Source organism: Paenibacillus sp. EKM206P (assembly GCF_011066155.1).
Classification (GTDB): domain Bacteria; phylum Bacillota; class Bacilli; order Paenibacillales; family Paenibacillaceae; genus Paenibacillus; species Paenibacillus polymyxa_D.
Genome location: NZ_JAAMNQ010000013.1, coordinates 40082 through 65252, shown reverse-complemented (window position 1 = coordinate 65252; position 25171 = coordinate 40082). Strand labels below are relative to the sequence as shown.

General features: G+C 42.9%; 25 protein-coding genes. 7 read left to right on the top strand and 18 right to left on the bottom strand.

Annotated elements, in window-relative coordinates; all coding sequences use genetic code 11:
* Window positions 1-48 precede the first annotated feature (48 nt).
* Window positions 49-420, bottom strand: coding sequence for a winged helix-turn-helix transcriptional regulator (locus G9G53_RS21475; protein WP_029515086.1), 372 nt, complete (start codon window positions 418-420; stop codon window positions 49-51).
* Window positions 421-654: 234 nt separating this feature from the next.
* Between G9G53_RS21475 and G9G53_RS21470 the strand changes: the two genes are divergently transcribed.
* Complete coding sequence (locus tag G9G53_RS21470; protein ID WP_165150093.1) at window positions 655-1230, top strand: NAD(P)H oxidoreductase; 576 nt, start codon at window positions 655-657, stop codon at window positions 1228-1230.
* A 162-nt stretch (window positions 1231-1392) separates the two neighbouring features.
* On the opposite strand, the gene G9G53_RS21465 is transcribed toward G9G53_RS21470, so the two are convergent.
* From G9G53_RS21465 to G9G53_RS21450, 4 genes are all read right to left on the bottom strand, one after another.
* Window positions 1393-2400 (bottom strand): FecCD family ABC transporter permease, encoded by a 1008-nt coding sequence (locus tag G9G53_RS21465; RefSeq protein ID WP_029515089.1) that lies wholly within the window; start codon window positions 2398-2400, stop codon window positions 1393-1395.
* A complete protein-coding gene (locus tag G9G53_RS21460; RefSeq protein ID WP_165150091.1) occupies window positions 2397-3422 on the bottom strand; it encodes a FecCD family ABC transporter permease in 1026 nt (341 codons plus the stop codon). Before G9G53_RS21460 ends, G9G53_RS21465 begins: the two co-directional genes overlap by 4 nt.
* A 33-nt stretch (window positions 3423-3455) precedes the next feature.
* The gene (locus tag G9G53_RS21455) at window positions 3456-4439 is read right to left on the bottom strand and encodes an ABC transporter substrate-binding protein (protein ID WP_029515092.1); all 984 of its coding nucleotides are present in this window, start codon (window positions 4437-4439) and stop codon (window positions 3456-3458) included.
* 134 nt (window positions 4440-4573) lie between these two features.
* Window positions 4574-5023 carry an Imm63 family immunity protein gene (locus G9G53_RS21450; RefSeq protein WP_029515094.1) on the bottom strand — a complete coding sequence of 150 codons (450 nt, stop codon included), beginning with the start codon at window positions 5021-5023 and terminating at the stop codon, window positions 4574-4576.
* A gap of 86 nt (window positions 5024-5109) precedes the next feature.
* Here G9G53_RS21450 and G9G53_RS26585 point away from each other — a divergent pair, with 86 nt between their 5' ends.
* Complete coding sequence (locus tag G9G53_RS26585; protein WP_238437982.1) at window positions 5110-5265, top strand: hypothetical protein; 156 nt, start codon at window positions 5110-5112, stop codon at window positions 5263-5265.
* Window positions 5266-5368: 103 nt separating this feature from the next.
* On the opposite strand, the gene G9G53_RS21440 is transcribed toward G9G53_RS26585, so the two are convergent.
* The 10 genes from G9G53_RS21440 to G9G53_RS21395 form a co-directional block, all read right to left on the bottom strand.
* Window positions 5369-6289: an aminoglycoside phosphotransferase family protein gene (locus G9G53_RS21440; protein ID WP_069011184.1), complete on the bottom strand. Its 921-nt coding sequence runs from the start codon at window positions 6287-6289 to the stop codon at window positions 5369-5371.
* A gap of 196 nt (window positions 6290-6485) precedes the next feature.
* Window positions 6486-8507: an NAD(P)/FAD-dependent oxidoreductase gene (locus tag G9G53_RS21435; protein ID WP_029515097.1), complete on the bottom strand. Its 2022-nt coding sequence runs from the start codon at window positions 8505-8507 to the stop codon at window positions 6486-6488.
* A gap of 288 nt (window positions 8508-8795) precedes the next feature.
* Entirely contained in the window at window positions 8796-9326 is a 531-nt protein-coding gene (locus G9G53_RS21430; RefSeq protein ID WP_029515099.1) for a hypothetical protein, read from the bottom strand.
* A gap of 141 nt (window positions 9327-9467) precedes the next feature.
* Window positions 9468-10343, bottom strand: coding sequence for an N-carbamoylputrescine amidase (aguB, locus tag G9G53_RS21425; protein ID WP_029515101.1), 876 nt, complete (start codon window positions 10341-10343; stop codon window positions 9468-9470).
* Between the two features lie 29 nt (window positions 10344-10372).
* On the bottom strand, window positions 10373-11404 hold the full coding sequence (locus G9G53_RS21420) for an agmatine deiminase family protein (RefSeq protein WP_069011185.1): 1032 nt from the start codon (window positions 11402-11404) through the stop codon (window positions 10373-10375).
* Window positions 11405-11522: 118 nt separating this feature from the next.
* A complete protein-coding gene (gene yfcE / locus G9G53_RS21415) occupies window positions 11523-12074 on the bottom strand; it encodes a phosphodiesterase (protein WP_029515104.1) in 552 nt (183 codons plus the stop codon).
* Window positions 12075-12426: 352 nt separating this feature from the next.
* Window positions 12427-12807 (bottom strand): VOC family protein, encoded by a 381-nt coding sequence (locus G9G53_RS21410; protein WP_069011186.1) that lies wholly within the window; start codon window positions 12805-12807, stop codon window positions 12427-12429.
* A 231-nt stretch (window positions 12808-13038) separates the two neighbouring features.
* A complete protein-coding gene (locus G9G53_RS21405) occupies window positions 13039-14454 on the bottom strand; it encodes a glycoside hydrolase family 1 protein (RefSeq protein ID WP_165150089.1) in 1416 nt (471 codons plus the stop codon).
* A 211-nt stretch (window positions 14455-14665) separates the two neighbouring features.
* Window positions 14666-15274 (bottom strand): DUF1349 domain-containing protein, encoded by a 609-nt coding sequence (locus G9G53_RS21400; RefSeq protein WP_029515109.1) that lies wholly within the window; start codon window positions 15272-15274, stop codon window positions 14666-14668.
* Window positions 15275-15309: 35 nt separating this feature from the next.
* Window positions 15310-16218 (bottom strand): ROK family protein, encoded by a 909-nt coding sequence (locus G9G53_RS21395; RefSeq protein ID WP_165150087.1) that lies wholly within the window; start codon window positions 16216-16218, stop codon window positions 15310-15312.
* Window positions 16219-16532: 314 nt separating this feature from the next.
* Between G9G53_RS21395 and G9G53_RS21390 the strand changes: the two genes are divergently transcribed.
* The 4 genes from G9G53_RS21390 (at window position 16533) to G9G53_RS21375 (ending at window position 20769) form a co-directional block, all read left to right on the top strand.
* The gene (locus G9G53_RS21390; RefSeq protein ID WP_165150085.1) at window positions 16533-16868 is read left to right on the top strand and encodes a ribosomal protein L7/L12; all 336 of its coding nucleotides are present in this window, start codon (window positions 16533-16535) and stop codon (window positions 16866-16868) included.
* Window positions 16869-16885: 17 nt separating this feature from the next.
* The gene (ybaK, locus tag G9G53_RS21385; RefSeq protein ID WP_069011189.1) at window positions 16886-17365 is read left to right on the top strand and encodes a Cys-tRNA(Pro) deacylase; all 480 of its coding nucleotides are present in this window, start codon (window positions 16886-16888) and stop codon (window positions 17363-17365) included.
* Window positions 17366-17451: 86 nt separating this feature from the next.
* Window positions 17452-18645 (top strand): oxalate decarboxylase family bicupin, encoded by a 1194-nt coding sequence (locus G9G53_RS21380; RefSeq protein ID WP_185156376.1) that lies wholly within the window; start codon window positions 17452-17454, stop codon window positions 18643-18645.
* A 402-nt stretch (window positions 18646-19047) separates the two neighbouring features.
* Window positions 19048-20769 carry a hypothetical protein gene (locus G9G53_RS21375; RefSeq protein WP_165150081.1) on the top strand — a complete coding sequence of 574 codons (1722 nt, stop codon included), beginning with the start codon at window positions 19048-19050 and terminating at the stop codon, window positions 20767-20769.
* 115 nt (window positions 20770-20884) lie between these two features.
* Here G9G53_RS21375 and G9G53_RS21370 read toward each other — a convergent pair whose 3' ends face one another.
* Together G9G53_RS21370 and G9G53_RS21365 are read right to left on the bottom strand one after the other, a co-directional pair.
* Window positions 20885-21115 carry a hypothetical protein gene (locus G9G53_RS21370; protein ID WP_238437981.1) on the bottom strand — a complete coding sequence of 77 codons (231 nt, stop codon included), beginning with the start codon at window positions 21113-21115 and terminating at the stop codon, window positions 20885-20887.
* 286 nt (window positions 21116-21401) lie between these two features.
* Window positions 21402-22121 carry a YebC/PmpR family DNA-binding transcriptional regulator gene (locus tag G9G53_RS21365; RefSeq protein ID WP_013310214.1) on the bottom strand — a complete coding sequence of 240 codons (720 nt, stop codon included), beginning with the start codon at window positions 22119-22121 and terminating at the stop codon, window positions 21402-21404.
* A gap of 218 nt (window positions 22122-22339) precedes the next feature.
* On the opposite strand from G9G53_RS21365, the gene G9G53_RS21360 reads away from it, so the two are divergent.
* On the top strand, window positions 22340-23104 hold the full coding sequence (locus G9G53_RS21360; protein ID WP_165150079.1) for a spermidine synthase: 765 nt from the start codon (window positions 22340-22342) through the stop codon (window positions 23102-23104).
* Here G9G53_RS21360 and G9G53_RS21355 read toward each other — a convergent pair.
* On the bottom strand, window positions 23101-24840 hold the full coding sequence (locus G9G53_RS21355) for a proline--tRNA ligase (RefSeq protein WP_165150077.1): 1740 nt from the start codon (window positions 24838-24840) through the stop codon (window positions 23101-23103). The two genes, G9G53_RS21360 and G9G53_RS21355, sit on opposite strands and share 4 nt — an antisense overlap.
* Window positions 24841-25171: the final 331 nt, after the last annotated feature.

Below are 25171 nucleotides of genomic sequence, written 5' to 3'. Positions count from 1 at the left end.
ACTTTGTGAGGGCTTAATATCAGCTTAAAGTTACTCTATACAGCAGCCTTAGAATTCTTCCAAAACCTTGAATTTGTCTCCATGAATCTTATCCAGGTGATCCTCTCCCCAGTAGCATAAATGGTCTAGCGCGGGTTTTAATCCCCAGCCGTAGTCCGTTAACTCATACTCTACTTTAGGAGGGATTTCATTATAAACCTTTCGTGTAACGATCTCATCCTTTTCTAGGCCTCTGAGCTGAGTGGTCAGCATTTTTTGTGTAATGCCGGGTATTAACCGACGAAACTCAGACGTTCGTTTCCGTCCTGTCATCAGATGGTAGATAATTAAAGGCTTCCATTTCCCTCCCATCACCTCTAAAGCGGCTTCCACTCCAACTTGATACTTCTTTTGAACCCTATTTTTTGTCTGTTCAGTCATTTCTTAATCCTCCTTTAGAAGGCTTCGTTTGCTCAGAACAACCCATCACTTCAATTCATTACTCAGATCAGTTTCTAGGGAATCTACCTAGGGCACTTCCATGTTCCTATGGCACCTGTATCATCCTATAGAACTTAGAAGTGCGTACTTCCAGATTATTTTTCTACTGTATATAATAGCATCAAGCATTGAGCATTCCTAGAAGTAAGCTATTGAGAAAGGTAGTGAAGAAGCATGAAAGTATTAACCGTTGTTTCACACCCGAGAAAAGATTCCTTGACCTTTAAGGTTGCTGATCGTTTCGTACAGGGTCTTGCCGATGCAGGCCACGATTATGAGATATTAGATTTGCATGGGATTGGTTTTGATCCTATTTTAAAAGGAGTAGATGAACCGGATTTGACAGTTGCGGAACAGTCCTTTTCCCCTGAAGTAGAAATGGAAATAAGGCGGATGAAGGAGCATGATGCATTGGCATTTATTTTTCCACTTTGGTGGTGGAATTTGCCAGCTATGCTGAAGGGTTATATTGACCGTGTATGGAACAATGGGTTTGCGTACGGTTCGAATCACCTGCATCATCAGCATATCTTGTGGCTTGGCTTGGCCGGCGTTTCGAAAGAACAGTTGAAAAAGCGTAACTATGATGAAATGATTACTCATTTGCTGAATGTGGGAATTGCAGATTATTGCGGAGTTTCCAATTCCAGGGTTGAATTCTTAGATGAGACCCTGAGTTCAAATTCCGGTCATTTTGTAATGCTGCTGGACCAAGCTTATCACTTTGGTTTGAATTATGGCAAGGATTAGGCTTTATTTACAATCCCCTCCGACACGAAGGCCGGAAATCCTAACAGAATGCGAGAAAGAATTATCTTTCCGCAAGGAGACCTAAGTAGTAACGCGAAAAAAGACGTTAACCCAGCCATATTTTGCATGGACATGGGTTAGCGTCTTTTCATTATTCTGCATTTAACTAGCTTTCGACAGCAAGTAAAGGAAATAAGGGGTAACCAGTATGGTGATAATAATTCCGGTTGGAATATCTGCACCAAAGCTGATCGTCCGAGTAAGTGTGTCAGCAATCAAAATGACGAGTGCACCAACTAATGCTGTCGTAGGTAGCAATAGCTTATGATTGGGCCCTACTAGCTTGCGCGCTAGATGGGGACTGACCATGCCTACAAAAAAGAAATTCCCTCCAAGTGCCACGCTACCAGAAGCGAGCGCAACGGCAGCAATCGTCAAGCCGATAAACTCCCTTTTAATTGCTACACCGAGGCCCGATGCTGTCTGATTCCCCAAATTCAACGTATTGAGTGTGTTAGACCTGTAAAAAACGTAAAAACAGATGATAAACACCCACGGGAGCAGCACCATAATATAGCTCCAGTCGTCCCCCCACAGGTCTCCAGCCTGCCATCTCAGAGCAAAGTCATACTGTTGCTTGTCTAGCCGGAGTGTCAACATCAGAGATAATGCGCTGTAGCCACTCCCCATAGCGACACCGGTTAAAATTAGACCTGTAGGCGAGATGTCTCTTCCCCGCCTGAAAGCAAACATAAAAATCAAGAAAGCTGCCGTGAGGCCGCCTGCAAAAGCTAACCCTGGAAGAAGAATCGGCGATAGCAATCCTTCACTAGCGAACAACGTAATATACATAAGTACAAATAGCCCCGAGCCTGAGCTGATGCCGAGTGTCCCCGGACTGGCCATGTCGTTTTTGAGCAAGCTTTGCATGATACAGCCTGATATCCCCATGCCAATACCTACCAATATAGAAAGCACAATACGTGGCAGTCGAAAGTCAAACACGATCAGGTTCTGTTTGCTCGTTCCTTCGCCCATGATGACCTTGAAAACTTCGAGTGGAGAAAGGTTCATTTTCCCAACGTTCATACTGAGTATAGCCACTAACAGCGTCAGCACTACTAACAGTAAAATAATGCTAATACCCCTGCTATTGCGGGACAGCTTCAACTAAACTCCCTCCTTTGCTTGCGCACAAGGTAGAGAAAATAGGGTACGCCCACCAAGGCAAAAATAATGCCAAGGGGTGTTTCATGAGGGCGATTGATCAGTCGTCCAAGTAAATCCGCCCCCAACAGAAAGACTGCTCCATACAAAGCTGAGGCCGGGATAATATACCGATAATCCGTTCCGACCAGATGGCGCATAATGTGTGGCACGATCAAACCCACGAAGCCAACAGGACCGACGACAATAACCGATAACCCCGTCAGAATTAATACAATTAGGGTTGAAAACAACTTAATCCTATTGGCACGAATACCCAAGCCTGATGCTACATCCTCCCCGAAGCTCAAAATCGTAATTGAGGGAGAAAGCGCGATGGCACAGACCAAACCCACTACAAACAGTGGCGCAATGAAAGCTAATTCACCCCACTTGGCACTGGCTGTACCACCAGCAGACCAGTAATCAAGGGCTTGGCCAATCTCATACTTAATAGCGATAAACGTACTAAATGCACCAAAAAGCATGGAGATGGACATTCCTGCCAGTACCAGTCGCTGAGGCGTCATGCCTCGCTTGCCTATAGATGCGATGTAATACGTAATGCCCGTAGTGATTGCTGCACCTAGGCAAGAATACAGCATGGTTTCTCCGTAGGTGCGACCAGGCAAAAAGGCCATACATAACGCAATAGCAAATGTCGAGCCTGAGCTTATGCCAATGAGTCCCGAATCCGCTAGTGGATTACGAGTGGTTCCCTGCATAATCGCCCCACACACAGCCAAGCTACACCCTACAATGATATCTGCCACGGTGCGTGGAAACCGCAAGGTGTGAATAATCTGATGTTCCGTAATGTTGGGATCAAACTGAAATATAGCCCCCCACGCCAGCTTCAAGCTCATTTCAGCAGCACCAAAGGTAATGGATGCTGCGGTAACCACCAGAAGCAGGAACACGCCCACGATCATGCAGCCTATAAAATGAAATATTCCTTTTTTATTTGGTTCTTTGTGAGTAGACATCGATTACACCCTTAGTTGGTCAATTATGCATCGTTACTTCGTCTGTTCCAGCAATTTGCTAATCATATAATCTAGCTGTCCCGTCATACTAGCAACGTCCGAATAATAGAACAGTCCTGCATATTTCGCTGGAATTTCGATGATATGTCCGTTTTTAACGGCTGGAATGCTGCTCCAGATTTTTGTCTTCGCATATTCGGATTCCTTGCCTTCCTGCTTAAACCAAAGGACATAATCTCCAAAGTATTCAGCAGCTACCTCGTAGGATAAAGAACCACGATTCTCTCCGGAGTTTTTAACCAATGTGTTGAGCTTTTCCGGTTTGTGAAGTCCAAGATAATTGTAAAGCAACGTTCCTCCGCGTGAGCCTGTTTCATAATAAATTCCGTAGGAGCCACTGCCCCAGTCCTCGAAAATGCTAAACGTTTTGTCCTTGAATATGTCGGAATTTAGTTTTTCTTTGGCCTGACTCAGCTTGCTTTCAAACAGTGAAATCACTTTGTCCGCTTCTGCTTCATGTCCTGTGGCCTGACCAAGAAATTTCAAACGTTCTAGGGAGGTCATTTTATCCTCAGGTATCACAAGAACAGGCGCAATTTTAGACAGCTTATCATAATCCTTTGTATCATATGTAATGATGAGATCAGGATCATACTTCATAATTTCCTCAGTTTCCCACTTTTCAATATTGGGGACGTCGTTAAACTTATCGTAAAAAGGCATCGTTTCTTGTTTCCACCCCATGACTGCGGCCGGCTTAATCCCTAGTGTAAATACATCGCCAACATACCAGTTCACGACTACCCGTTGAGGATTAGCGGGCACCTTCACATCTCCTTTTACCGTAGAGACTGTACGTGTATCAGAATCACTGCTTACCTCTTCCTTCGTGGACGACGCGGATTTAGCAGATGAATCAGAGGAGCTGCCAGCATTCCCACAACCTGAAATAACGAAAATCACTACGAATAGTGCACATAAAATCATGTGAAACTTCTTGTTCATCATACGATGCATGTTGTAAATCTCCTTTGAAATATAGTAAGTGCAAAGCATACTTAAAATTAATAATAATGATATTGATAATCATTATCACTAATATAAAATTGTAAATTTTACCTCACTGATTGTCAACTGTTTCTTGTTTTGTTTTACTTTAATGGGTTCTCCAGTGTGGCTCTTCTATTCGCTTCATGCCATTCCTGATAGATTCCTCCAATTTCATAAAATGCTTTGTTCATTGAAGTTGTCAGCTCCTTCATGATCTCCTTTGTATATTTTAAATGAGTATTTATGTTATCCACTTTATATTTGCGAAGCAGATTCAGATGGGCAATGATGTGAATTGTATCTTCGATGATCCAATAAATCACATCCTCTTCCTCTTTCGTAAGCTTGTTCAGCATCTGTATGCCTCTTTCATACATTTGGAGCGTATAACCCCGCTTGCTCACTTGCACATACGGACTCAGATCATCATAAAAATCCGTACAGAAAGGTCGTCTTACATATTGCTCATACTGCTCTTCATATATTGAAGTTTGTTCAAGCAGTTTAATCGTCATATCTATGAGTTCTTGTTCGCTATATATTTTTTTCATCAGATTTTCCCTTCCCTCTCTCTACTAAATAAATTCAAGTCATATGGACGAAAGCATCGGCTATTCTATGGGTAGTGGTATCCCTGATGTTCAATGGAACGTACGCGCTCGCAGCTTCAGCAACATCAACGTTTATCGTTACGTTTCAACACGCAACCTTGGTATACAACGATCACGTAGGCACGATTAGGCCATTGCTGTCCAGGTGGCAGGTCAATCCATTAGTGAAGGTAACAGCGTAAAGGCCTCCTCCGTTTCTGCCAAAGGTTCTACCGTTAAGCTAAAAGTGACGATAATAGAATGCTAAAAATAGACCGTCACTCCCAGGAGCAGCGGTCTTCATATTTACAAGTCGCGGTAACTGGGCAGGTACCATTTCGGTATATAGGATTGAAAGTCATCATATGCCTCCAATACCTCTTCAGCTCGTTGCACCATATCGTCTACCTCTTCTTTGCCAAATGGAATGGCCCAGTGGATCGATGAAAGCTGATTGCTTGCAATATACAGAGCCATTAATCTAAAAAATAAATCAGGTACATTGTTATTAAAATAACCGTGGATTCGGCCCGAAGCGAATAAAGGACTTAATGCTGCACACCAGGTAATTCTATTGAATTCTTCCCAAGGATCACCATAGTCCATTCTATTAAAATCGATGATACCCAGTTCACCAGATGGGGTAACCACCATATTGCCCACATGATAATCCCCATGCTGAAATGTTTGAGGACGATTTTCTAATAGATGACGGTTTTGCTCAATAAAGCTTATGGCTTGATCTGCTCCCTTTAAGAAAATACCGCATGACTTATAGTTTGTAATATACCTGTTGATTTTGCCATTATAATGCTCAGCCCATGGGGCTCGATCTGGCTCTGCATGAATCTCATGCATTTTTTTCAATGCATCTCCCGCTTGAACTCCAAGTTGATACTGTTGTGCTGCAGCTAACGTGGGGATCATCTCTTCAGCATCTTTCCCTTCGATCCAGGTGAACAAGGAATATACAGATTGACCCTCATTACAAAACCCAAATTCAAGCGGCCGGGACATGAACAGATTCTCCACGTGATTCAGCTTTTTTACAGCTTCAAACTCGCGTTTCTTTTTATCATAATGAACCATATCCGCCATTCTTAGCAGCAAGTCTCTACCATCAGTGGTTCGAATATAATATTTTTTGTCACTGGACCAGCCTCTATGAATCTCTTCCACGTTGCTCCACTTGCTGGCACCCGGTATTTCACTAAAGAGTTGAGTCACGCTCATCCCCCCACGTTAAAATAGCCTTACTTACTAACTTACTATATGCTTTCCATAGTTTACCTTTGAAATGACAGAGGAATCAATCTTCTTCCAGAAAAAACTCAAATAAAAAAGGCTGAAAAGACAAGCTGTCTCTTCAACCTCAATATTCACTGAGTTGCCATCGTGAACACCCATCACTTATATTATAAAATCAGTAAGAATACGAAAACTCATGTTTAAATTCGTCTACCCGTTGAATGGTTTTGAGAATATTGCGACCTTCACGTGTACCATCAATAATACGACGAGCTTGTTTACTATCCCCAATATTAATAACTTCTACTTGATGTTTTTTACCATATTCGAGCAAGCTGTCCATCAGCGGACTGTATGAACGCATACCCAAGCATACGAATCCAAGATCAAAAGGAATCTCAAACTCCTGTTCTCCATGCTTTACTTTGAAACGGTCGCTACACACTTCTGTCAAAGCTGTTTCCGTATGGACGTTCACTTCCCGCTCCTCTACCATTTTCATCATGGAGATTCGGGTAATCATATCCAGATCTTTACCGAGTAGCGGCATCATCTCAATAATGGAAACCTCTTGTGCTCCACGCTCTGCGTAATATTCGACGACATCCAGTCCCACAGCCCCGCCACCAACTACAGCAATGCGTTTACCTTCAAACTCCTGGAATTTCTCCATGTTGTGCAAAAGATCAAAGATGGAGAACACTTTTGTCCCCGGTTTGCCCAGTTGCTCATGCAAACCTGCAATAGGCGGAAGAAGTGGTATGGCCCCCGTCGCATTGACAATAATATCAGGATTCAGGGCACTAATCATCGCCAAATCGGCTCGGCTCCCTGTTACAATGTTCAGATTGGTTAACTGTTTGGTGCGTTGAATCAGATAATCAGGGAAATCATTGATGCGTGTTTTGTCTGGCAAGCGGGCAATATCACGGGCCAAACCGCCCAACTCTGGTTTCTCCTCAAAGAGGGTTACTTTGCAGCCTACTTCGGCTGCCGTACATGCTGCTTCCATCCCAGCGGTACCCCCACCGATCACAACAACCTGAACATTGTTTTTAACACGTTGTTTCCGGTATTCAGCTTCCTTGAACAGATCCGGATTTACCGTACAGCAAATCGGTTTACTTTTGGAGATACGATGATCGGCACAACCAATGTTGCAAGAGATACATTTTCTAAGCAAATGTTCGTAGCCGTTTTGCACTTTAAGCACCCAGTTCGGTTCTGCAATCAAGCCTCTACCCATTGCCAGAAGATCCGCGTCACCTCTCACCAAAATATCCTGCGCAGCCTGTGGGCTCCGAATATTACCTGAGGTCATCGTTACCTTCCCGAATTTTTCTTTTACCGCTTTGGCCATATATGAGCGCCAACCATCTGGCAGGTTCATCCCGTCAATCTGGAACTGGATGGAATCATTCAGAGCAGCAGAAACATTCAAAATATCTACCTCATCATTAAGATACTCCAATAACTCGAGTGTATCTTCCAGTGTGTTCCCACCTTCTGTGAACTCTTCCGCGCTAAAACGTAAGCAAATAGGGAAGAATGGGCCTACCACTGAACGAATTTCATCAATGACTAATCTGGCAAAACGGGTACGGTTTTCTGCACTGCCGCCAAATTCATCCGTGCGTTTATTATACATCGGCGAAAGAAACTGACTCAGCAAGTAGGAGTGTCCCGCATGAATTTCAACACAGTCAAATCCTGCTCGTTGCGCTCTTCCCGCTGCTTCTCCGTATTTGCGCACAATGGCGTAAATTTCTTCTTTTTGCAAAGGTCTTGGAATCGCTCCGCCCTTTTTAGAAGGAATATTGGAAGAAGATACAGGCTGAATTCCGTTCAGTCGTCCCGCATAAGCTGAAGCACCCGCATGGTTAATTTGTACAGAAACACAAGCTCCATAAGAGTGTAGGGCTTCTGTTAATCTAAACAGTCCGGGAATAAACTGATCGTTATCCATACGCAGCTGGGTTGTTCCGTTTGTACCCATTGGGAAATCCAGACAAACATTTTCTACTGTTATCAAGCCGGTACCACCTTTGGCCCGTTGCACGTAATAGTCAATATGATCCTGAACAAAGCTTCCGTCCATGGCAGCAAAGTTAGTTCCCATTGGGGGCATAACAATCCGATTTTTCAAGGTCATGCGTCGTATGGTTAGAGGTTCAAAGATAGCAGGATAGTGGTTCATTGTTCTTCCTCCTTGCGAGTGTACAAATTTCATGTTCAAGCTTCCATTAAAGCATTCTCATATGTGATTTATTTCACTTTTGGGAATATCGAGATGTTATTGAGTACGATTATTCCTTATGACTTGATTTTATATCATCTAATCCATAAATTCTAATGCTATTTTATGTACTAAATCATAGTTTCAATCTATAGATTAACTGGAGTTATAAATAAAATAAAAAAGGAACAATCCTGTGAGGAATGTCCCTTTGGTGTGGAAAAATCATGCTTATATTCTGGTATCCATCTACCGAGCTGTTCTTTTAAAACCGTTGGGTACACGTACCAAAATCCCTTCCCTAACGTATCTGTCCAGCAGTCCACACATTGTGGTATATCCATTTACTTCGAATAAAGGTGCGTAGGCTGAGGCTTTAGGAGAGGTATTCAGATATTTAAGGAAAAATCCTTCGTCGATGACCTGGGTATCGTAAATATAAGCCTCAATAGATGTATGCCGTTCTGGGTGATGCTCCCCAATATTCATAAACAGACAATGATCACCATGCAAATCAGCTGACCATATTCCATCAATAATCAAGTCTGTTTCTTTCTGTTCCAGCCATTCAAACTGAGTTGGGAACGGGTCGAACTCAGAAGGTCTGAATTGGTGGGTTTCGGTAGCCATTCGTTCACATAAACGCTGAGCAGATAGTGTGTATTCGTCCCACAAGCCCAGAATAGCCATATCTCTTTCATTCGAGTATTCCCACTCTTGATCCTCTTCTGTCGAAGTTGAGAACTGTGCGAGTGATTGGTCTATCCCCTTATGTCTCATTGCTGTTTTCTTTCCTCCTATCCATCACTAGAAGTGCTCCATTCAGAAACCAAAAATCCCCTGCCCGAAAAGCCGGGTGAGTCCAATGAAAGGAAACACCCCGGCTTGATGTCAAGGGAGACTTGTCTATCCGTATCAAGATTATACTTTTAAATCACCATCATAGGTGGCAATCATATTGTACAGTTCAGGACGACGGTCACGGAAAATGCCCCATTCAATCCGTCCTACTTCCAGCTCATCCAGGTCAAATTCAGCAGTAAGCACTTCTTCATCGGTACGACCCGCTTCTGCGATCTTGTTACCTTGATGTCCGGCAATAAAGGATGAACCGTAGAATGTAATACTGGAGTCTTCGTCCGTTTCAGTTCCGATCCGATTGGAAGCTATGACTGGAATCAGGTTGGAAGCCGCATGACCCAGCATGCAAGTCTGCCAGTGATCCTTGGAATCAATGGCAGAATCCTGCGGTTCCGAGCCAATAGCTGTCGGATAGAACAAAAGTTCTGCGCCCATGAGCGCCATACAGCGGGCCGCCTCAGGATACCATTGGTCCCAGCACACGCCTACCCCAATTTTGGCATAACGTGTATTCCATACTTTAAAACCGGTATCGCCCGGATTAAAATAAAATTTTTCCTCATACCCAGGACCGTCCGGGATGTGGCTTTTGCGGTATTTACCTAACACTTCACCGTCTGCGTCAATGACGGCAAGACTGTTGTAGCGCGCGTAGTTTTTCTTTTCATAGAAGCTGATTGGCAGCACAACCTGTAATTCTTTGGCGATTTTCCTAAAATGGTTAACCGCTTTGTTGTGCTCCAGCTCAGTGGCATATGAATAATAATCAGACTTTTCCTTCTGGCAGAAATATGGAGTCTCGAACAACTCCTGTAGCAAAATAATTTGTGCGCCCTGCGCAGCCGCTTCACGTACTAACTTCTCTGCTTTACTAATATTTTCTTCGATATTGGTAGAACAGCTCATTTGAGTTGCTGCAACTTTTACTTTTCTCACTTTAGTCCTCCTTTTAGATGTTGTATCGTTCAACGCTTTACAGCAGGCATCTGCTGGGTCGTACAGTGCACGTTACCGCCTTCACGGATGACCGCCATACCGTCTACAGTACGAATGGTGCGATCTGGGAATACATTTGCCAGCACTTGCTCAGCTGCAAGATCACTCTCAGCGGCAGTGCCGCCGAACACTGGCAAAATAATACCGCCATTCACAAAATAGAAGTTAATATAACTCAGTGTCAATCGGCTGTCTTCATAATCCACACGCGGCGGCTGACCGATTCGAATCACTTCCAGCTTACGGCCTTTGGCATCCGTTGCTTGCTCCAGAATGCGCAGGTTTTCCTGCGTGATTTCGTAATTTTCATCCTCAGGATCATCACACACTTGCATAATGACCTTGCCAGGAGCTGCAAAACAAGCAATATTGTCCACATGACCGTCTGTTTCGTCGCCACTAAGACCACGTTTTAGCCATATTATCTTCTCGGCACCTGTATACTCACATACATGCCGTTCAATTTCTTCTCTGCTTAATTCCGGATTTCGGTTGGAATTGAGCAAACACTCTTCGGTTGTAATCAGTGTGCCTTCGCCATCTACGTGCAGTGAGCCGCCTTCCATCACAACCGGTGCATCAAACCGTGGAACTCCAAGTTTGTCCAAAATTTGCGGTGCAACCTGGTCATCCAGGTCCCATGGGGCGTATTTGCCACCCCAGGCGTTAAACTTCCAGTTAACACCTGCCAACTGACCATGCTCGTCTGTGAGAAAAGTAGGGCCGTTATCACGCAGCCACGCATCGCTGTGCTCAATCGACAGCAGTTCTACCCGTTCCCCAAGTTCAAGCGCCTTAACGCTCTCCAAATCTTCCGGATTTACGACCACAGTAACTGGTTCAAATTCCGCCATGGCGCGTACAATTCCGGCATAGCCCTTGCATACATCAGCATGCATATCCGGGTAAACCATTGAAGATTTTACAGGCCAAGAAATATACGTGCGTTCATGTGGCGCCCATTCAGGCGGCATCTTATAATGTGAATCCTTAATTTGCATGTATTGAAGCTCTCTTTCTTTTTCATAATGTAGACTCCGCTCCTATCATACAATAATATGATCTTTGTCTCAATCGAAGCGGAAAACTTTCAATAATTTACATTCACATTGGAGTAAATTACTTTGAAAATGTGATTGCTTTCACTGTATTCCCATCAAAATCCTTCACAGTGAATTGTGCCCCCTCCAACACACCGTAAGAGGATGGATAGTTTTCTTTTGGCAGCGAGATCGAACCGGGGTTCAGTATAAAGATCCCATTTTCCACATCCGCTACCGGAATATGAGTATGTCCCTGGATAAACACATCTCCCGCTTCTAGTGGTGGTAAATTTCCGATACTAAAGCCATGTCCGTGCGTGACATAGATTCTCCGTCCTTCATGGTATAGCAAAGCATAATCACCCATCATAGGAAACTCCAGCAGCATCTGATCCACCTCTGCATCGCAATTTCCGCGCACAGAAACCGCAATATGGGACTTGTGCTTATTCAGCAGTGCGGCGACTTCTGCCGGATTATACCCTTCTGGTAACGGATTACGTGGTCCGTGGTACATATAATCTCCGAGCAGGACAAGACGATCGGCTTTCTCCTCCCTGAACTTTTCCAGTGCCAATTGCAACCAATGCAGTGAGCCGTGAATATCTGATATAAACATCAATTTCATAATTATTCTTTCCTTTCTGAATAGGCTGAAAATATTCCACTTAAGCACATTATTGCATTATTCCCTAAACAAATCTGTGCAAAAATGTTCTTTCGTTTGGTCATACTCTTTTTAAGACAATAAACTACAGCTCCGAGTGAGCTGTAGTTTATTGTTATTCCTTTTATATTTGTACTTATCATCTTCGGTGATTTTACGGGTGACCTTGCAAGGGTTTTCAACCGCAATCACACCAGAAGGCACATTACCACCGATCCATCCTCGCTTCGCTTATTTAGATACAGAAGTCAGATTTCTTTTAAAGCTTCATTGTAGGATTCCACATGCTCACTCTTCAGAACTGAAAAGCTACTCACATTGAAATTTCCACTAAATTACCTTCTGGATCTTTAATTACGCTTTCATAATAGCCGTCACCTGTCAATCTTGGCTGACCCACTACTTCATATCCTGCAAGCATGAGCTGCTCTGTCTTTTCATTCACCAGTGCTTTACTTCCAACGGAAAATGCCACATGAGCCCAGCCCGTAATATTGATCTGTGGAGAATGATCTACTCCCGTTTTGCGCATAACTTCTAACCTTGCTCCATCCTCAAAAGTGATAAAATAGGACTCAAACCCTTTTGTCGCATTATAATATTTATCATTAGATTTCCCATCAAAGTATTGCTCGTAAAAACTCTTCATCTTTTCTAAGTCTCTCACCCAGATCGCTACATGCTCAATCTTCATTATTTTCCTCCTTCTGTAGCCCTCATCATTAAAAATCATTAATTTATACTGGACTCTATTTTCTGTATAGTTATTATTATCGTTTTAATAAGTCTTAATATATATTAGTAATTAATTTTTGTCCAATTCTAACACCCCTAAAAAATTAGCGACCGCTTCGTAAAAGAAAAAAGCGGTCGCTATCTATAAGCCTTCATTTATATATTGTACTTAATCACTTGTTTTTATAAATTAACGTTTCAAGCTTTCACCATTCGTAGCAATAACTTCTTTATACCAATGGAACGATTTCTTCGGATATCTTTCAAGTGTACCGCTGCCATCATCATGACGATCTACGTAAATGTAGCCATAACGTTTCTTAAGCTGAGCGGTCGATGCGCTAACAAGGTCAATACATCCCCAAGACGTATAGCCCAAAACCTCTACTCCGTCCTCAATAGCTTCTCCAACTTGAACCAAATGATCATTCAGGTAGTTGATCCGGTAGTCATCTTCAACCGTTTTTTCGCCTTTTTCATTTGTAATCAGTTCATCAACGGCGCCCAGACCATTTTCAACGATGAATAGTGGTTTTTGGAAGCGATCATAGAACGTATTCAGGACATAACGTAAACCTTGCGGATCAATTTGCCAGCCCCACTCACTTGCCTCAAGATGCGGATTGATGACACCACCAAGGATATTACCTTCACCTTTGACTTTTTTAGCTTCGTCAGCTGTCTCACAAGTACTCATATAATAGCTGAACGAGATAAAATCAACGGTATGCTTCAAATCTGCGGCATCACTTGGTTCAAAGTGAATAGTGATTCCGTTTTCTTTAAAGAAACGTTTCATGTAACCTGGGTATTGACCTCTTGCGTGAATATCGGCAAATGCCATGTTTCTGTGATCAAATTCCATTGCAGCAATGACATCGTCTGGATTTGGTGTCAGCGGATAAGTAGGCATACTCAGCACCATACAGCCAATTTTGAAATCAGGGTTGATCTGATGACCGATTTTTACCGCTCTTGCACTCGCTACAAGCTCATGGTGAATAGCCTGATAAAGATCTTGCTCACTAAGTTGATCTTTTGGTGTGCTAATTCCTCCACTCATGAATGGTGCTTCAAGAATGGAGTTGATTTCATTGAAAGTCAACCAGTATTTAACTTTATCTTTGTAGCGATTAAATACAGTTGTAGCATAGCGCTCATAAAAATCAACAAGCTTACGGTTTACCCAACCATCGTATTCTCTGGACAAATGTAAAGGTGTTTCATAGTGAGATAGTGTAACGAGTGGCTCAATTCCATATTTGTGAAGTTCATCAAACAAATCATCATAAAATTGCAAGCCTTTTTCGTTTGGCTCCAGTTCGTCACCTTTAGGGAAAATACGTGACCATGCGATAGAAGTACGGAATACTTTGAAGCCCATTTCCACGAAAAGTTTGATATCTTCTTTATAATGATGATAAAAATCAATACCGATCAATTTCATGTTATCTTCTGTGGGTACATCCGTAACGGGCCCCCAACCACCACGAGGAGTTACATCCTGAATGGACCAGCCTTTTCCATCTTCTTGATAAGCGCCTTCGAGCTGATTAGCAGCAACTGCTCCGCCCCACAGGAAATCTTTTGGAAACTGTGTACTCATATTTTCTCCGCCTTTGCTGATGTTTTTTATTAACTAGGATAGAAACACGTTACCCCTATGCAAATGTGTTATAAAGTACTTCTAATTGAATCTTAAGGTTTGTAACGCGTTTCATGTCAAGTTTTATTTTAAAAACATCCAGAGCTTATCATAGTATTATCTCCAATAATTATTCCCATATTTATAACTCTTCTATTATTGAGTAAAATGACTATTCTTCAAATGGCGGATCTACATGAATATCTCTATCTGGTTCAGTACTTACCCAGCGTGTAAAGATAACCTGAAAGCCGGCTCGAGTCGGCGCGCAGGCAAAAGGACCTGCCTGTTGTCCCGTTTCATAAGGAAAACGTGCTACACGTACAGTGCGCCAGCTTTGATTTTCGGTTCGGGCTCTAATGATAACCGCGTCCTGTAGTTGTGAAGCACGGATCGTGACATTTTTCCCTACCCAATCGGGTACAGGAGCTAATGACCAATCGGAATAGCCATCTGTGACTACGACTGCCAGCTGAGGAATTCCGTCATTTAATTCGATTCCGGCTTTAATCCACTTTTGTTGTCCTTGATACAGCATTATACCGGCCTGATCGTAAAGCTCCGTAAATGAGCCTAATTGAAACGTGACTTCGATGGCAGAGCCTTCTTCCCAGTCTGTAAGCAGGGAATGTCCGCTACTGCGTTCAAACCCATACAAAGTTTTTTCCCAGTAGTCGCTTCCTTCTCTGGTTTCAACTTTAAGGAACTGGTCTTCTTCTATGGATGATACAGGATGATTAGTCCATGTCCCTGTAGTCCATGCAATCGATTTTTGATTCATTAATCTCATCCTCTCATGCTTTATTGAACGATGTCTTATTTCCTTTTCTCCACCAATTGCAAATTGTACGTCAGACTTTCAAGGGTCACCGAAATCAAGCCATACATGTATTCATCATGCGTATCGTTTTTCACAAAAATCTCGGGCATATGTTCTTTGGGTATATCTTTTAGACAGCCGCTATAAATATCGTCCAACAGATTCGGCTTGGATAACTCTCCAGTCAAAGCGATAGATACAGGGTTTATAATCGCAATAATGGAAGTTATCGTTTGGATCGCCAGAGGAACAAAGCCCTCTATGCTATTTAACTGTTTAAGCTGTTCCTCTCTTGTTAAATCAAAAGGTAAGAAGGAAACTTCCCCCGCAAATTTGGTATTTCCTTTTAACAAATGTCCATCGACAATAAAACCCGCTCCGGGGAAATTGTCTTTTGGAAACGTAACAATAGCAAAGGTTTTATCCTCATCATAATTCTGCATGTTATAAAATCCGTAGACTGTTAAATGCATATCATTTTCAATGGTAACTTCTAATCCGTATTTATCTTGAAGCTGTGGACCTACAGGGACTCCTATGAGCAGGTCGAGATCACAAACATCGATAATTCCTTGATGAACAACCCCGGGGATGCCAATTCCAATGGCTTTGACGTTTCCATAGTTATTAATCAGCTCTCCAATTTTGGTTTCTATGACCTCATAATCAATATGAGGCACAATGGAAGTATTCTCGATGATGATATCACCAAGCAAATTAGCAACAGCATAAGTAAGAGAATGTATACCGCCTTCCGTTTTCACATTTAAACAGATAATATAAGAATAATCAGCGTTATATTTGTAACGTCTAGCCGGACGTCCGCCGTTCGACTCTTCCAATTCCGTCTCTAATACTTCCCCGGTTTGAAGAAGCTCATTCAGAATATTTCCGCAGGTTGCCACACTAAGACCTGTGATACTGGCTATCGATGACTTGGTTGCATATTCCTTGGATTTCAGTGTGTTTTTAACTAACTCTACATTAATTTGTTTAACCCGAATGGTGTTATTGGAGACTGGTTGTATTTGAATACACTCCTTTTCCAGTATTTATTAAAAGGTTTATAATAAGTTGTAATATAACGCTCTGCCTGTAAAAAGTCAATTTGTACGCCTTTTCCTCTTCTCCTCTATCATCATGCTATACTATAAATAAGAAATAAATTTTTAGTGCAGCATTTCTGCGTTGAAAGTCACTTAAATAGGGGGGAATTCTGTTGTCAACTATTGAGTATATAGCAATCATCGCATTGCTCCTCTCCGTCATACTTTTAATTAAGGTCTACAGCCTTCAATCTCGGCTTAATGACTTGAAATCCGACGTGGAGCGTCTAGAAAATCGTTCAGGAATACAAGGAACATCGCTGTCAGGCACCATCGCTGCCTCTCCTCCACATATTCTAGACGCAGGAGCTTCAGAAGATATCAATGAAAGGTTGCTCCTGCTCATTAGGGAAGGAAAAAAGATTCAAGCCATAAAAGAACTGAGAACGGCTAAGGATCTTTCCCTTAAGGATGCAAAGGATTATGTGGATCACTTGGAAAAACTCTAAAGAAAGGAAGAAATAAGATGAGTGCCAGCAAAACAAACGCCATGCGCATATTGGACGGGCAACATATACAATACAATATTTTGAGTTATGATCATCAAGATGGAAAAATAGACGGTATGAATGTGGCTGAGAAAATCGATAGAGCCCCGGAGATAGTTTTCAAAACTTTGGTTGCACACAGCAAACAAAATCTGTTTGTTTTTGTAATTCCTGTACATAAAGAGCTTGATCTCAAAAAAGCAGCCAAATCCGCGGGAGAGAAAAAAATTGAAATGCTTCCAGTTAAGGATTTGCAAAAGTTTACGGGATATATTCGCGGTGGCTGCTCCCCCATTGGAATGAAAAAGCTCTACCCCACTTTTATCGACCAGCCTGCATTGGAACTGGAAGCCATCGTTGTAAGCGGTGGGAAAATTGGGACCCAACTGGAGTTAAGTCCGCACGATTTAGCTCAAATCATTCAGGCTCAGTTTACAGATCTAACGCATACAGCATAAAACTCACTACATGATCATAAAATCTTTATGCGTATTTTCTTATCCCATACTTCATCAAGCTTCAACCTGGAGAGGAAGATTTAATGATGCATAATGATTGCCCTAAAAATGCAAGAATCCCCCAACCCATCAGATGTGATGGTGCTGGGGGCATCGACAAGGGTCCACGTGATGTGATGAGGGATCTACAGAATCCCGATATGCTGGTTCCCCCCGTAACGGACAATGGTCTCATTCCAAATATGAGATTTTCTTTTTCTGATGCCCATATGCAGCTTAATCACGGTGGGTGGTCAAGAGAAGTAACGGTAAGGGAATTACCTATTGCTACAACCCTTGCCGGGGTGAATATGAGTTTGACACCGGGTGGTGTACGTGAGCTTCACTGGCATCAGCAAGCGGAATGGTCATATATGCTGTTGGGAAGTGCTCGCATTACGGCAGTAGACCAAAATGGACGTAATTTTATTGCTGATGTGGGTCCCGGAGATCTCTGGTATTTCCCTCCTGGCATTCCGCACTCTATACAGGGACTTGAGGATGGGTGCGAATTTTTGCTGGTTTTTGATGATGGTAGTTTCTCCGATCTGAACACCCTATCCATCTCCGATTGGTTTGCACATACTCCCAAAGACGTACTTTCTGCAAATTTTGGTGTACCAGAAGCTGATTTTGCAGCAATTCCTCAAGACCAAGTATATATCTATCAGGATTCCGTTCCCGGTTCTCTTCAAAGCCAAGCGGTTTCCTCTCCCTATGGTACGATACCTCAGTCCTTCAAGCATGAATTACTAGCCCAGCCCCCAATCAAAACGCCGGGCGGAAGCGTACGAATCGTCGACTCCTCCAATTTTCCGATATCCAAAACCATCGCAGCTGCTCTTGTTGAGATTGAACCCGGTGCCATGCGGGAAATGCACTGGCATCCTAATAATGACGAATGGCAATACTATCTTGCCGGGCAAGGACGGATGACTGTCTTTGGCGGTAATGGTGCAGCCCGTACGTTTGATTTTAGAGCCGGAGATGTTGGATATGTGCCCTTTGCTTACGGTCATTACATTCAAAATACAGGCTCCAGCACACTTTGGTTTCTTGAAATGTTTAAAAGTGACCGTTTTGCAGATGTTTCCTTGAATCAATGGATGGCCCTTACGCCTACAGAACTGATTCAGAGTAATTTACATGTAGGTACTGATGTGATATCTAATTTACGAAAGGTAAAATGGCCTGTCGTTAAGTATCCCGGGTATTCTTTTTACCCAAAGGATGGGCTCTGAAGAATCCGCTGAACGTGTGTCTTGTCCGTGCTCTCATTAAAAAAACATAATCTCATGCGCATTTCTTACTGCTTTAGGTAATTTTTTAGCGGATAGTTTCGGCCTTAAGGATTGGATTTGTATGCAAAGATATAGGCATCCCACTTTAGCCAGTAGCCTATATCTTTTGTAGCATTATAACTGGGGCAGACTCAATCCCTCCCCTTCTGGCATTTGAACATCCATCAACACTACATGTGGATTGATACGCTTCTCCATCTAATGCAATATTTTCATAATATAATATAGTAAATTACTGAAATTAATAGACAAATTCCTTATAATTACAAAAACAATCTCTTCTAACAATTATTCATACTATTTTCGCGTTATTATTCTATGATTAGGGATGTGGCTGTAATTATGTTTAAAAATGAGATTTTAACAAGCTCACTACAGGAGCGCAAACAGATCGTAATCGATGATGTAGCAGCATTGGGCTATCCTTACAATGAGTACGATCAGGGGCGAAAGGTCGGTGGTTATGCGGCTATGGCCCAATTTTCAAAAGGAGATATCAGCACTGGACTTGCCTACGTCAACATTCATTTGGATCGGAACAAAGACATGTTCTGGGGAATTAACGTAATGGAAGCTTATATGAAGTTTAAAGAGTATTACACATCTGAGTTAAAGAATAAAGTAAAAGCAAAAATGCTCAGTTTTAACATTTTGAATGCTGATGGGACGGCTCTGTCGGGAAATACAGAAAATCAACGGCTCATGTACGCAGCGGTCGGGGTTGTCGGAGCGGAAGAATGGCCAGAATATCCGGTGAATTATGCTACCATCGCCAGAAGCTATCTGCTATCCGAACTTCCCACAATTACAAAGCAGGGGTACTTTGAATACGACTCTCCGACATATTTTATCCATCATGTGGGACCGCTATTGTTCATTACCGAACACTTGAAAGATGCGACATTGCGGAATATGGCCAAACTGACGTTGGAGTGGTATTTTTCCAGTATTGTAGGAGAGTGGCTGCATGGGTACTGGGTGACCAGTCAGGCCAGAACATATAATGCGCAGCAAGAGCCGGGATATACACTTGATGAGAGTGCAGTACTGCTGTGGATGTTGTTTGGAGACAGTCGTAAGCCGATATATCTCGGCAATGAAACCAATCTGAAATTTACCACGATTCCATTTGCGGTTGCGGACTACGAGTTACCAGACATTTTCAAGCGTATAGCAACAGCCCGTTCTACAACTTACACACATAAGGAACGGATGTCTAGAAACAGTAACAAACCGTATAAGACAAGCTACATCACCCCGAATTATGCCGTATTCAGTCAAAAGGACAATCGGCTCGCACAAAATCAGCTTCATCGTTGGGGCATCAAATGGGTGGGGGATACATACAGTGACGAACCAAATACGTTCTTCATGAAGCAACACTTCAGTGAGCCGATTAACTTGAATCCGTCCAACTCAGAATATTGGATTGGCGGAACGAATATGGAGGAAGTACTTCAGGACGATGGTGCACTCATTGCAGTATACAATATCACAAATTCAAATACATGGATCGACGGCCCTGTTTCATACAACGGAATTAAAGCAACGATCGAACAGGACCCATTCAACAGGAACGGCTGGGTATTCTTTCACACAGGTAAAATGCTGATGGCTGTCAGGACGGCACAACCTTACGTTTGGCCTTATGACACGGAATCGTGGAAATATGGAGGTTATCAGAGATCGTTGCGGAGTGACGGGGCAAAAAATGCAGTCATCGTTGAAACAGCACCTCTTATGGACTATGCAGGAGGTACTTGTATTAGAGAGCTTGACTGCTTTGCTGAGGCTATACTGACGAAAACCGTAGTGGATTTCAGCGGTGTTAACGATATGAATCCCCGGGTCTATTACAAAGGATTAACAGGTAAAGAGATGGAAATCGTATATGCCACCTCACGTAAAATTCAGGGTGCAGAAGTCAATTATGCTAATTGGCCTCTGCTGGATGATCCGTGGATGCATCAGGATTATAATGGAAATAAACTCGATTTGGTTCATGATAGTGAGAGACGGACCTATGATTTCAATAACTGGAAGGTAACATCAAGCATTATGTAAGTGTCTGTCTCCAACTGACAAGGGCGTCGCAACCAGGCCATCAGGATCTGTTTGCGACGCCTTAAGCGTTCATAGAGATCAATCCAAAATCGATAGTGTCGTACGCACGATATCTCTAAGCTACCTCAGTGCTTGCGCCTGTCTTAGCAGTAAATGTCAACGATAGTCGGGCATGATTTAGAAATCTGGCGATTGACAATAGCTCAGATTCCGTAAAATAAATCTCCCCCTCTTTTTGGGCGCGGACTAGGGCGTTGTAATAAGCTAGCTCAAGCTTTTCAGTGTTCTCAGAAATAAAAGCTTTGATTTCATGATGATGCGGTACCTGTTCAATAGCACTGTTCATAATAAAGCATTCCTTGGACAGCCTCTTATCCGTCAAAATCCTGACAGATTCATTAAAAATTATCGCTATTGCATCCTTACCTTTCAGTATCGAATTCTTTAGCTCTTCCCAAACCTCATTTTCACCTTCCTGCCTATGATTATAATTTTTACAGACCGATCAGTCAAAAAAGTTAAAGCGATCTTATGTAGATGTTGATTCACAAAAAAAAACCATCGTACCGAAATACGATGGTTTAGGGATATCTATTCTATCAAAACGCTCAGATGTAAATGATGCAATCCGATTATTCCTCAGAGTCTACATTGTGGTAAACCTGCTGAACATCCTCCAAATCTTCTAATGCATCAATCAGTTTATCGAATTGAACCTGTGCATCTTCTGGAAGAGAAATATCATTTTGGGCAAGCATGGTGAGCTCCGCAACGGTAAACTCAGTTACTCCTGCTTGTTTGAAAGCTTCCTGCACAGCATGGAATTGATCAGGCTCTGCATATACGATGACGGCTTCATCTTCTTCAATGATGTCACGTACCTCTACATCTGCCTCCATCAGTAGCTCCAGCACTTCATCTGCGGTTTTACCCACCAGACCAATAACTGCTGTTGAATCAAACATGTAGGCTACAGATCCGCTCACACCCAGGCTACCACCATTTTTAGTAAAAGCAGAACGAACATCCGATGCTGTACGGTTAACGTTATTGGTCAGCGCATCTACAATGACCATGGAACCGTTCGGTCCGAAACCTTCATAACGAAGCTCTACGTAGTTTTCATCGCCAGCACCTTTTGCTTTTTCAATAGCACGGTCAATGATTGCTTTGGGTACATTGTACGTTTTTGCACGTTCTAGAACTACTCTTAGTACCCGATTGGATTCAGGATCAGGTTCGCCTTGTTTGGCTGCCACATAAATTTCCACGCCAAATTTAGCATATATACGACTCGTATTAGCATCCTTGGATGCCTTCTTTTCTTTAATGTTATTCCACTTACGTCCCATAATATCCCGCTCTCTTCCTGTATGAATATACACAACGAACTTCATTATATCCTTGTATATTATATCTCCTAAAGGACATACGAACAAGTTTAAACAACTCTGTTATGGAAAAATAAACAATTCTACCTAATTAGGGATGCTTGAAAATGTGTACTTTCATTTCTCCTCATCTATGGACAATCTCCCTATCCATGTCTAAGATGAAGAGGAAGTCTGACTTGAAGGAGATCATTCACTTGGATGTCTTGTACAAAAAGTTGAGCCATAATCATGAAATCACAGTATACGAAACCACCGAGCTGTATGGTGAAAAGGGATTATTTCGGGTGATGCAGTTTTCAAATACAGCCGTCCAAGGCGCGGTGGACTTGAATCATCCACAACGCATTTTGTTCGAATATCCGAGAGCAATTATCCATCTTATGGAGCTGAACGATCCATCATTTGAAGATGTATTTGTTATCGGGCACGGTATAGGTACAATAGCGGGTCATTTTACAGATAAACGTTTTAAGATTGCCGAGCTGGATGCACAAGTTGTAGAGTTCAGCCGAACATTCTTTGGATACGATCAGGATAATGTGACTGTTGGCGATGGACGACGCCTTCTGGAGAAGGAAGCGCCGGATGCTTATGACTATGTTATTTTAGACGCCTTCACGGAGCTGGGTACGCCCTTGCATTTAGTATCCTGGGAATTTTTCAAGATGGCCAAAGAAAAGCTGGATTCCGAAGGCTCCCTGATCATGAATTTAATGGGCAAAAGTGAACACGACCATTTGATCCATGCCATTCATACAACGTTGCGTGAAGAATTTGCCTATGTCTCAACTTTCTCGCTCCCCTCGGAAGGCGCTGCCGACGTTCAAAATATCATTATGATAGGTCGGGACAAGCCAATCCGGTTTCAGGCACGTCAGATGGCGGACTTTCATGAGATTACACTCGTAGAAGGCCATATTCTACGGGATATAGATGCTTAGTGTAGTTCCAATATTCGTCTCTCTACATCTTCAATACGAATCGTCTCTTTGTTGCAGCTTTTTCGTTCCACTAACTCTACTTTCCCGTGTTCGGCATCTTTACCTACGATGATGCGCACGGAAATACCTACTAAATCGGAGTCTTTGAATTTAACCCCAGGCCGTTCCTCCCGATCATCCAGCAGCACCTCCACACCGCGATCCTGCAGCTGGTTGTATAATTTCTCGGCTATTTGCATCTGAAGCCTGTCTTTCACAGAAATCGGAATAATATGAACTTGAAACGGGGCTAGTGCATAAGGCCATATCATTCCGTTCTGATCGTGATTTTGCTCTACAATGGCAGAAAGGATCCGGGATACGCCAATGCCATAGCAGCCCATAATCATCGCTTGCTCAGCTCCAGACGCATCCAGAAAGGTCGCACCCAGCTTCTCACTATATTTGGTGCCCAATTTAAATACGTGTCCGATCTCAATTCCACGATGAAGTTTCAATTCCCCTTCGTCACATCGAGGACATCTATCCCCTTCTATGACATTGCGCAAGTCAGCCACATGCCGAAGATCTATATCGCGCCTTGGGTTCACATGTCGATAATGGTAATCCAGCTCGTTCGCGCCTGCGATACCGCTGGACATTTGGACAACGGCGTAATCCACCCACACAGGGATTGTCAATCCGCATGGGCCTATGAACCCCGAGGGGGTTCCAGTCGCCTTTGACACGATGTCTGTACTTGCTATTTCGAATTTTTCACTACCTAAAATATGTTTAATTTTCACTTCGTTAACCTCATGATCCCCCCTAACAACTACAGCAATAGGTTGATCGTCAGCCATATAAATCAGTGTTTTGATGATTTCTTTGGGCTCTATGTGAAGCGATTCAACCAGTTGATCTATTGTACACAGGCCTGGAGTATGGAATTTTTCCATTTTAGCTGTATCAAAAGAAGGAGGGCTGACTTGTTCATTTTTATATGAGACAGGAGATATTTCTATTTTTCCCGTCGACCGCGCCACGGATTTTTCAAGATTAGCTGCATATTCACAGCAGGTACATGCTACAATGGTGTCCTCTCCAATATCAGCTAGAGCCATAAATTCATGGGTTTCACCTTCGCCACCAATGGCACCCGCATCTGCTTCTACTGCACGAAAGTTTAGACCACAGCGAGTGAAAATGCGATGATATGCCTGGAACATGGTCGAATAGGTATGATCTAGTCCTTCCCAATGTGCATCAAACGAATAGGCATCCTTCATCAAAAATTCTCTACTGCGAAGCAGGCCAAATCGCGGACGTCGTTCATCCCGAAATTTGGTTTGAATTTGATACAACGTTACAGGCAATTTGCGATAAGAATTCACTTCATTTCGTATTAAAGACGTAATGACCTCTTCATGTGTAGGCCCCAAAGCAAACTCCCGACCATGCCGATCTTGCAAACGCATCAACTCAGGACCATAAACATCGTATCTTCCTGATTCTTGCCACAGCTCCGTTGGCTGCAATACAGGCATCAGCAGCTCCCCAGCCCCTACGCGATCCATTTCATCCCGTACGATTTGCTCTACTTTTCTGAGCACCCGTCTGCCCAGGGGCATATAGGTGTACATTCCAGCCGCCAGTTGGCGGATAAATCCTCCCCGCAGCATAAGCTGATGACTGATCACTTCAGCTTCTGCGGGTGCTTCACGCAAGGTTGTCAGTAATAATTGGCTTTGGCGCATGTGTAGCTTCCTCCTTGTATGGACGATAAAATGTACGCAAAAAGACACATCCGTCAGGGACGAATGTGTCGTGGTACCACCCTTCATTTGACCGTAGCCATACACGGAACGGTCCTTCATTAGATAACGGCGTCTAGCCGGTAACGGTTTATCATACAAACCGCTACAGCTCGCAAGGCAGGGAAACGTTCATTCGCGGCGAGAAACCTTTCAGCCCATGAGTTTCTTCTCTGTATAGCGAGTATTGAACCTTTGATCCTTGGTCTACACTATTCCTATATATTACAATTTTCACCACTTTACACGAAATGTAATTTCTAGTCAAGGAGAT

What these genes read in the sequence shown, in the direction of transcription:
- G9G53_RS21475 (WP_029515086.1), bottom strand. Translation starts at nt 420, where the DNA reads ATGACTGAACAGACAAAAAATAGGGTTCAAAAGAAGTATCAAGTTGGA.
- G9G53_RS21470 (WP_165150093.1), top strand. Translation starts at nt 655, where the DNA reads ATGAAAGTATTAACCGTTGTTTCACACCCGAGAAAAGATTCCTTGACC.
- G9G53_RS21460 (WP_165150091.1), bottom strand. Translation starts at nt 3,422, where the DNA reads ATGTCTACTCACAAAGAACCAAATAAAAAAGGAATATTTCATTTTATA.
- G9G53_RS21455 (WP_029515092.1), bottom strand. Translation starts at nt 4,439, where the DNA reads ATGCATCGTATGATGAACAAGAAGTTTCACATGATTTTATGTGCACTA.
- G9G53_RS21450 (WP_029515094.1), bottom strand. Translation starts at nt 5,023, where the DNA reads ATGAAAAAAATATATAGCGAACAAGAACTCATAGATATGACGATTAAA.
- G9G53_RS26585 (WP_238437982.1), top strand. Translation starts at nt 5,110, where the DNA reads ATGTTCAATGGAACGTACGCGCTCGCAGCTTCAGCAACATCAACGTTT.
- G9G53_RS21435 (WP_029515097.1), bottom strand. Translation starts at nt 8,507, where the DNA reads ATGAACCACTATCCTGCTATCTTTGAACCTCTAACCATACGACGCATG.
- G9G53_RS21430 (WP_029515099.1), bottom strand. Translation starts at nt 9,326, where the DNA reads ATGAGACATAAGGGGATAGACCAATCACTCGCACAGTTCTCAACTTCG.
- G9G53_RS21420 (WP_069011185.1), bottom strand. Translation starts at nt 11,404, where the DNA reads ATGCAAATTAAGGATTCACATTATAAGATGCCGCCTGAATGGGCGCCA.
- yfcE (WP_029515104.1), bottom strand. Translation starts at nt 12,074, where the DNA reads ATGAAATTGATGTTTATATCAGATATTCACGGCTCACTGCATTGGTTG.
- G9G53_RS21410 (WP_069011186.1), bottom strand. Translation starts at nt 12,807, where the DNA reads ATGAAGATTGAGCATGTAGCGATCTGGGTGAGAGACTTAGAAAAGATG.
- G9G53_RS21405 (WP_165150089.1), bottom strand. Translation starts at nt 14,454, where the DNA reads ATGAGTACACAGTTTCCAAAAGATTTCCTGTGGGGCGGAGCAGTTGCT.
- G9G53_RS21400 (WP_029515109.1), bottom strand. Translation starts at nt 15,274, where the DNA reads ATGAATCAAAAATCGATTGCATGGACTACAGGGACATGGACTAATCAT.
- ybaK (WP_069011189.1), top strand. Translation starts at nt 16,886, where the DNA reads ATGAGTGCCAGCAAAACAAACGCCATGCGCATATTGGACGGGCAACAT.
- G9G53_RS21380 (WP_185156376.1), top strand. Translation starts at nt 17,452, where the DNA reads ATGCATAATGATTGCCCTAAAAATGCAAGAATCCCCCAACCCATCAGA.
- G9G53_RS21375 (WP_165150081.1), top strand. Translation starts at nt 19,048, where the DNA reads ATGTTTAAAAATGAGATTTTAACAAGCTCACTACAGGAGCGCAAACAG.
- G9G53_RS21370 (WP_238437981.1), bottom strand. Translation starts at nt 21,115, where the DNA reads ATGAACAGTGCTATTGAACAGGTACCGCATCATCATGAAATCAAAGCT.
- G9G53_RS21365 (WP_013310214.1), bottom strand. Translation starts at nt 22,121, where the DNA reads ATGGGACGTAAGTGGAATAACATTAAAGAAAAGAAGGCATCCAAGGAT.
- G9G53_RS21355 (WP_165150077.1), bottom strand. Translation starts at nt 24,840, where the DNA reads ATGCGCCAAAGCCAATTATTACTGACAACCTTGCGTGAAGCACCCGCA.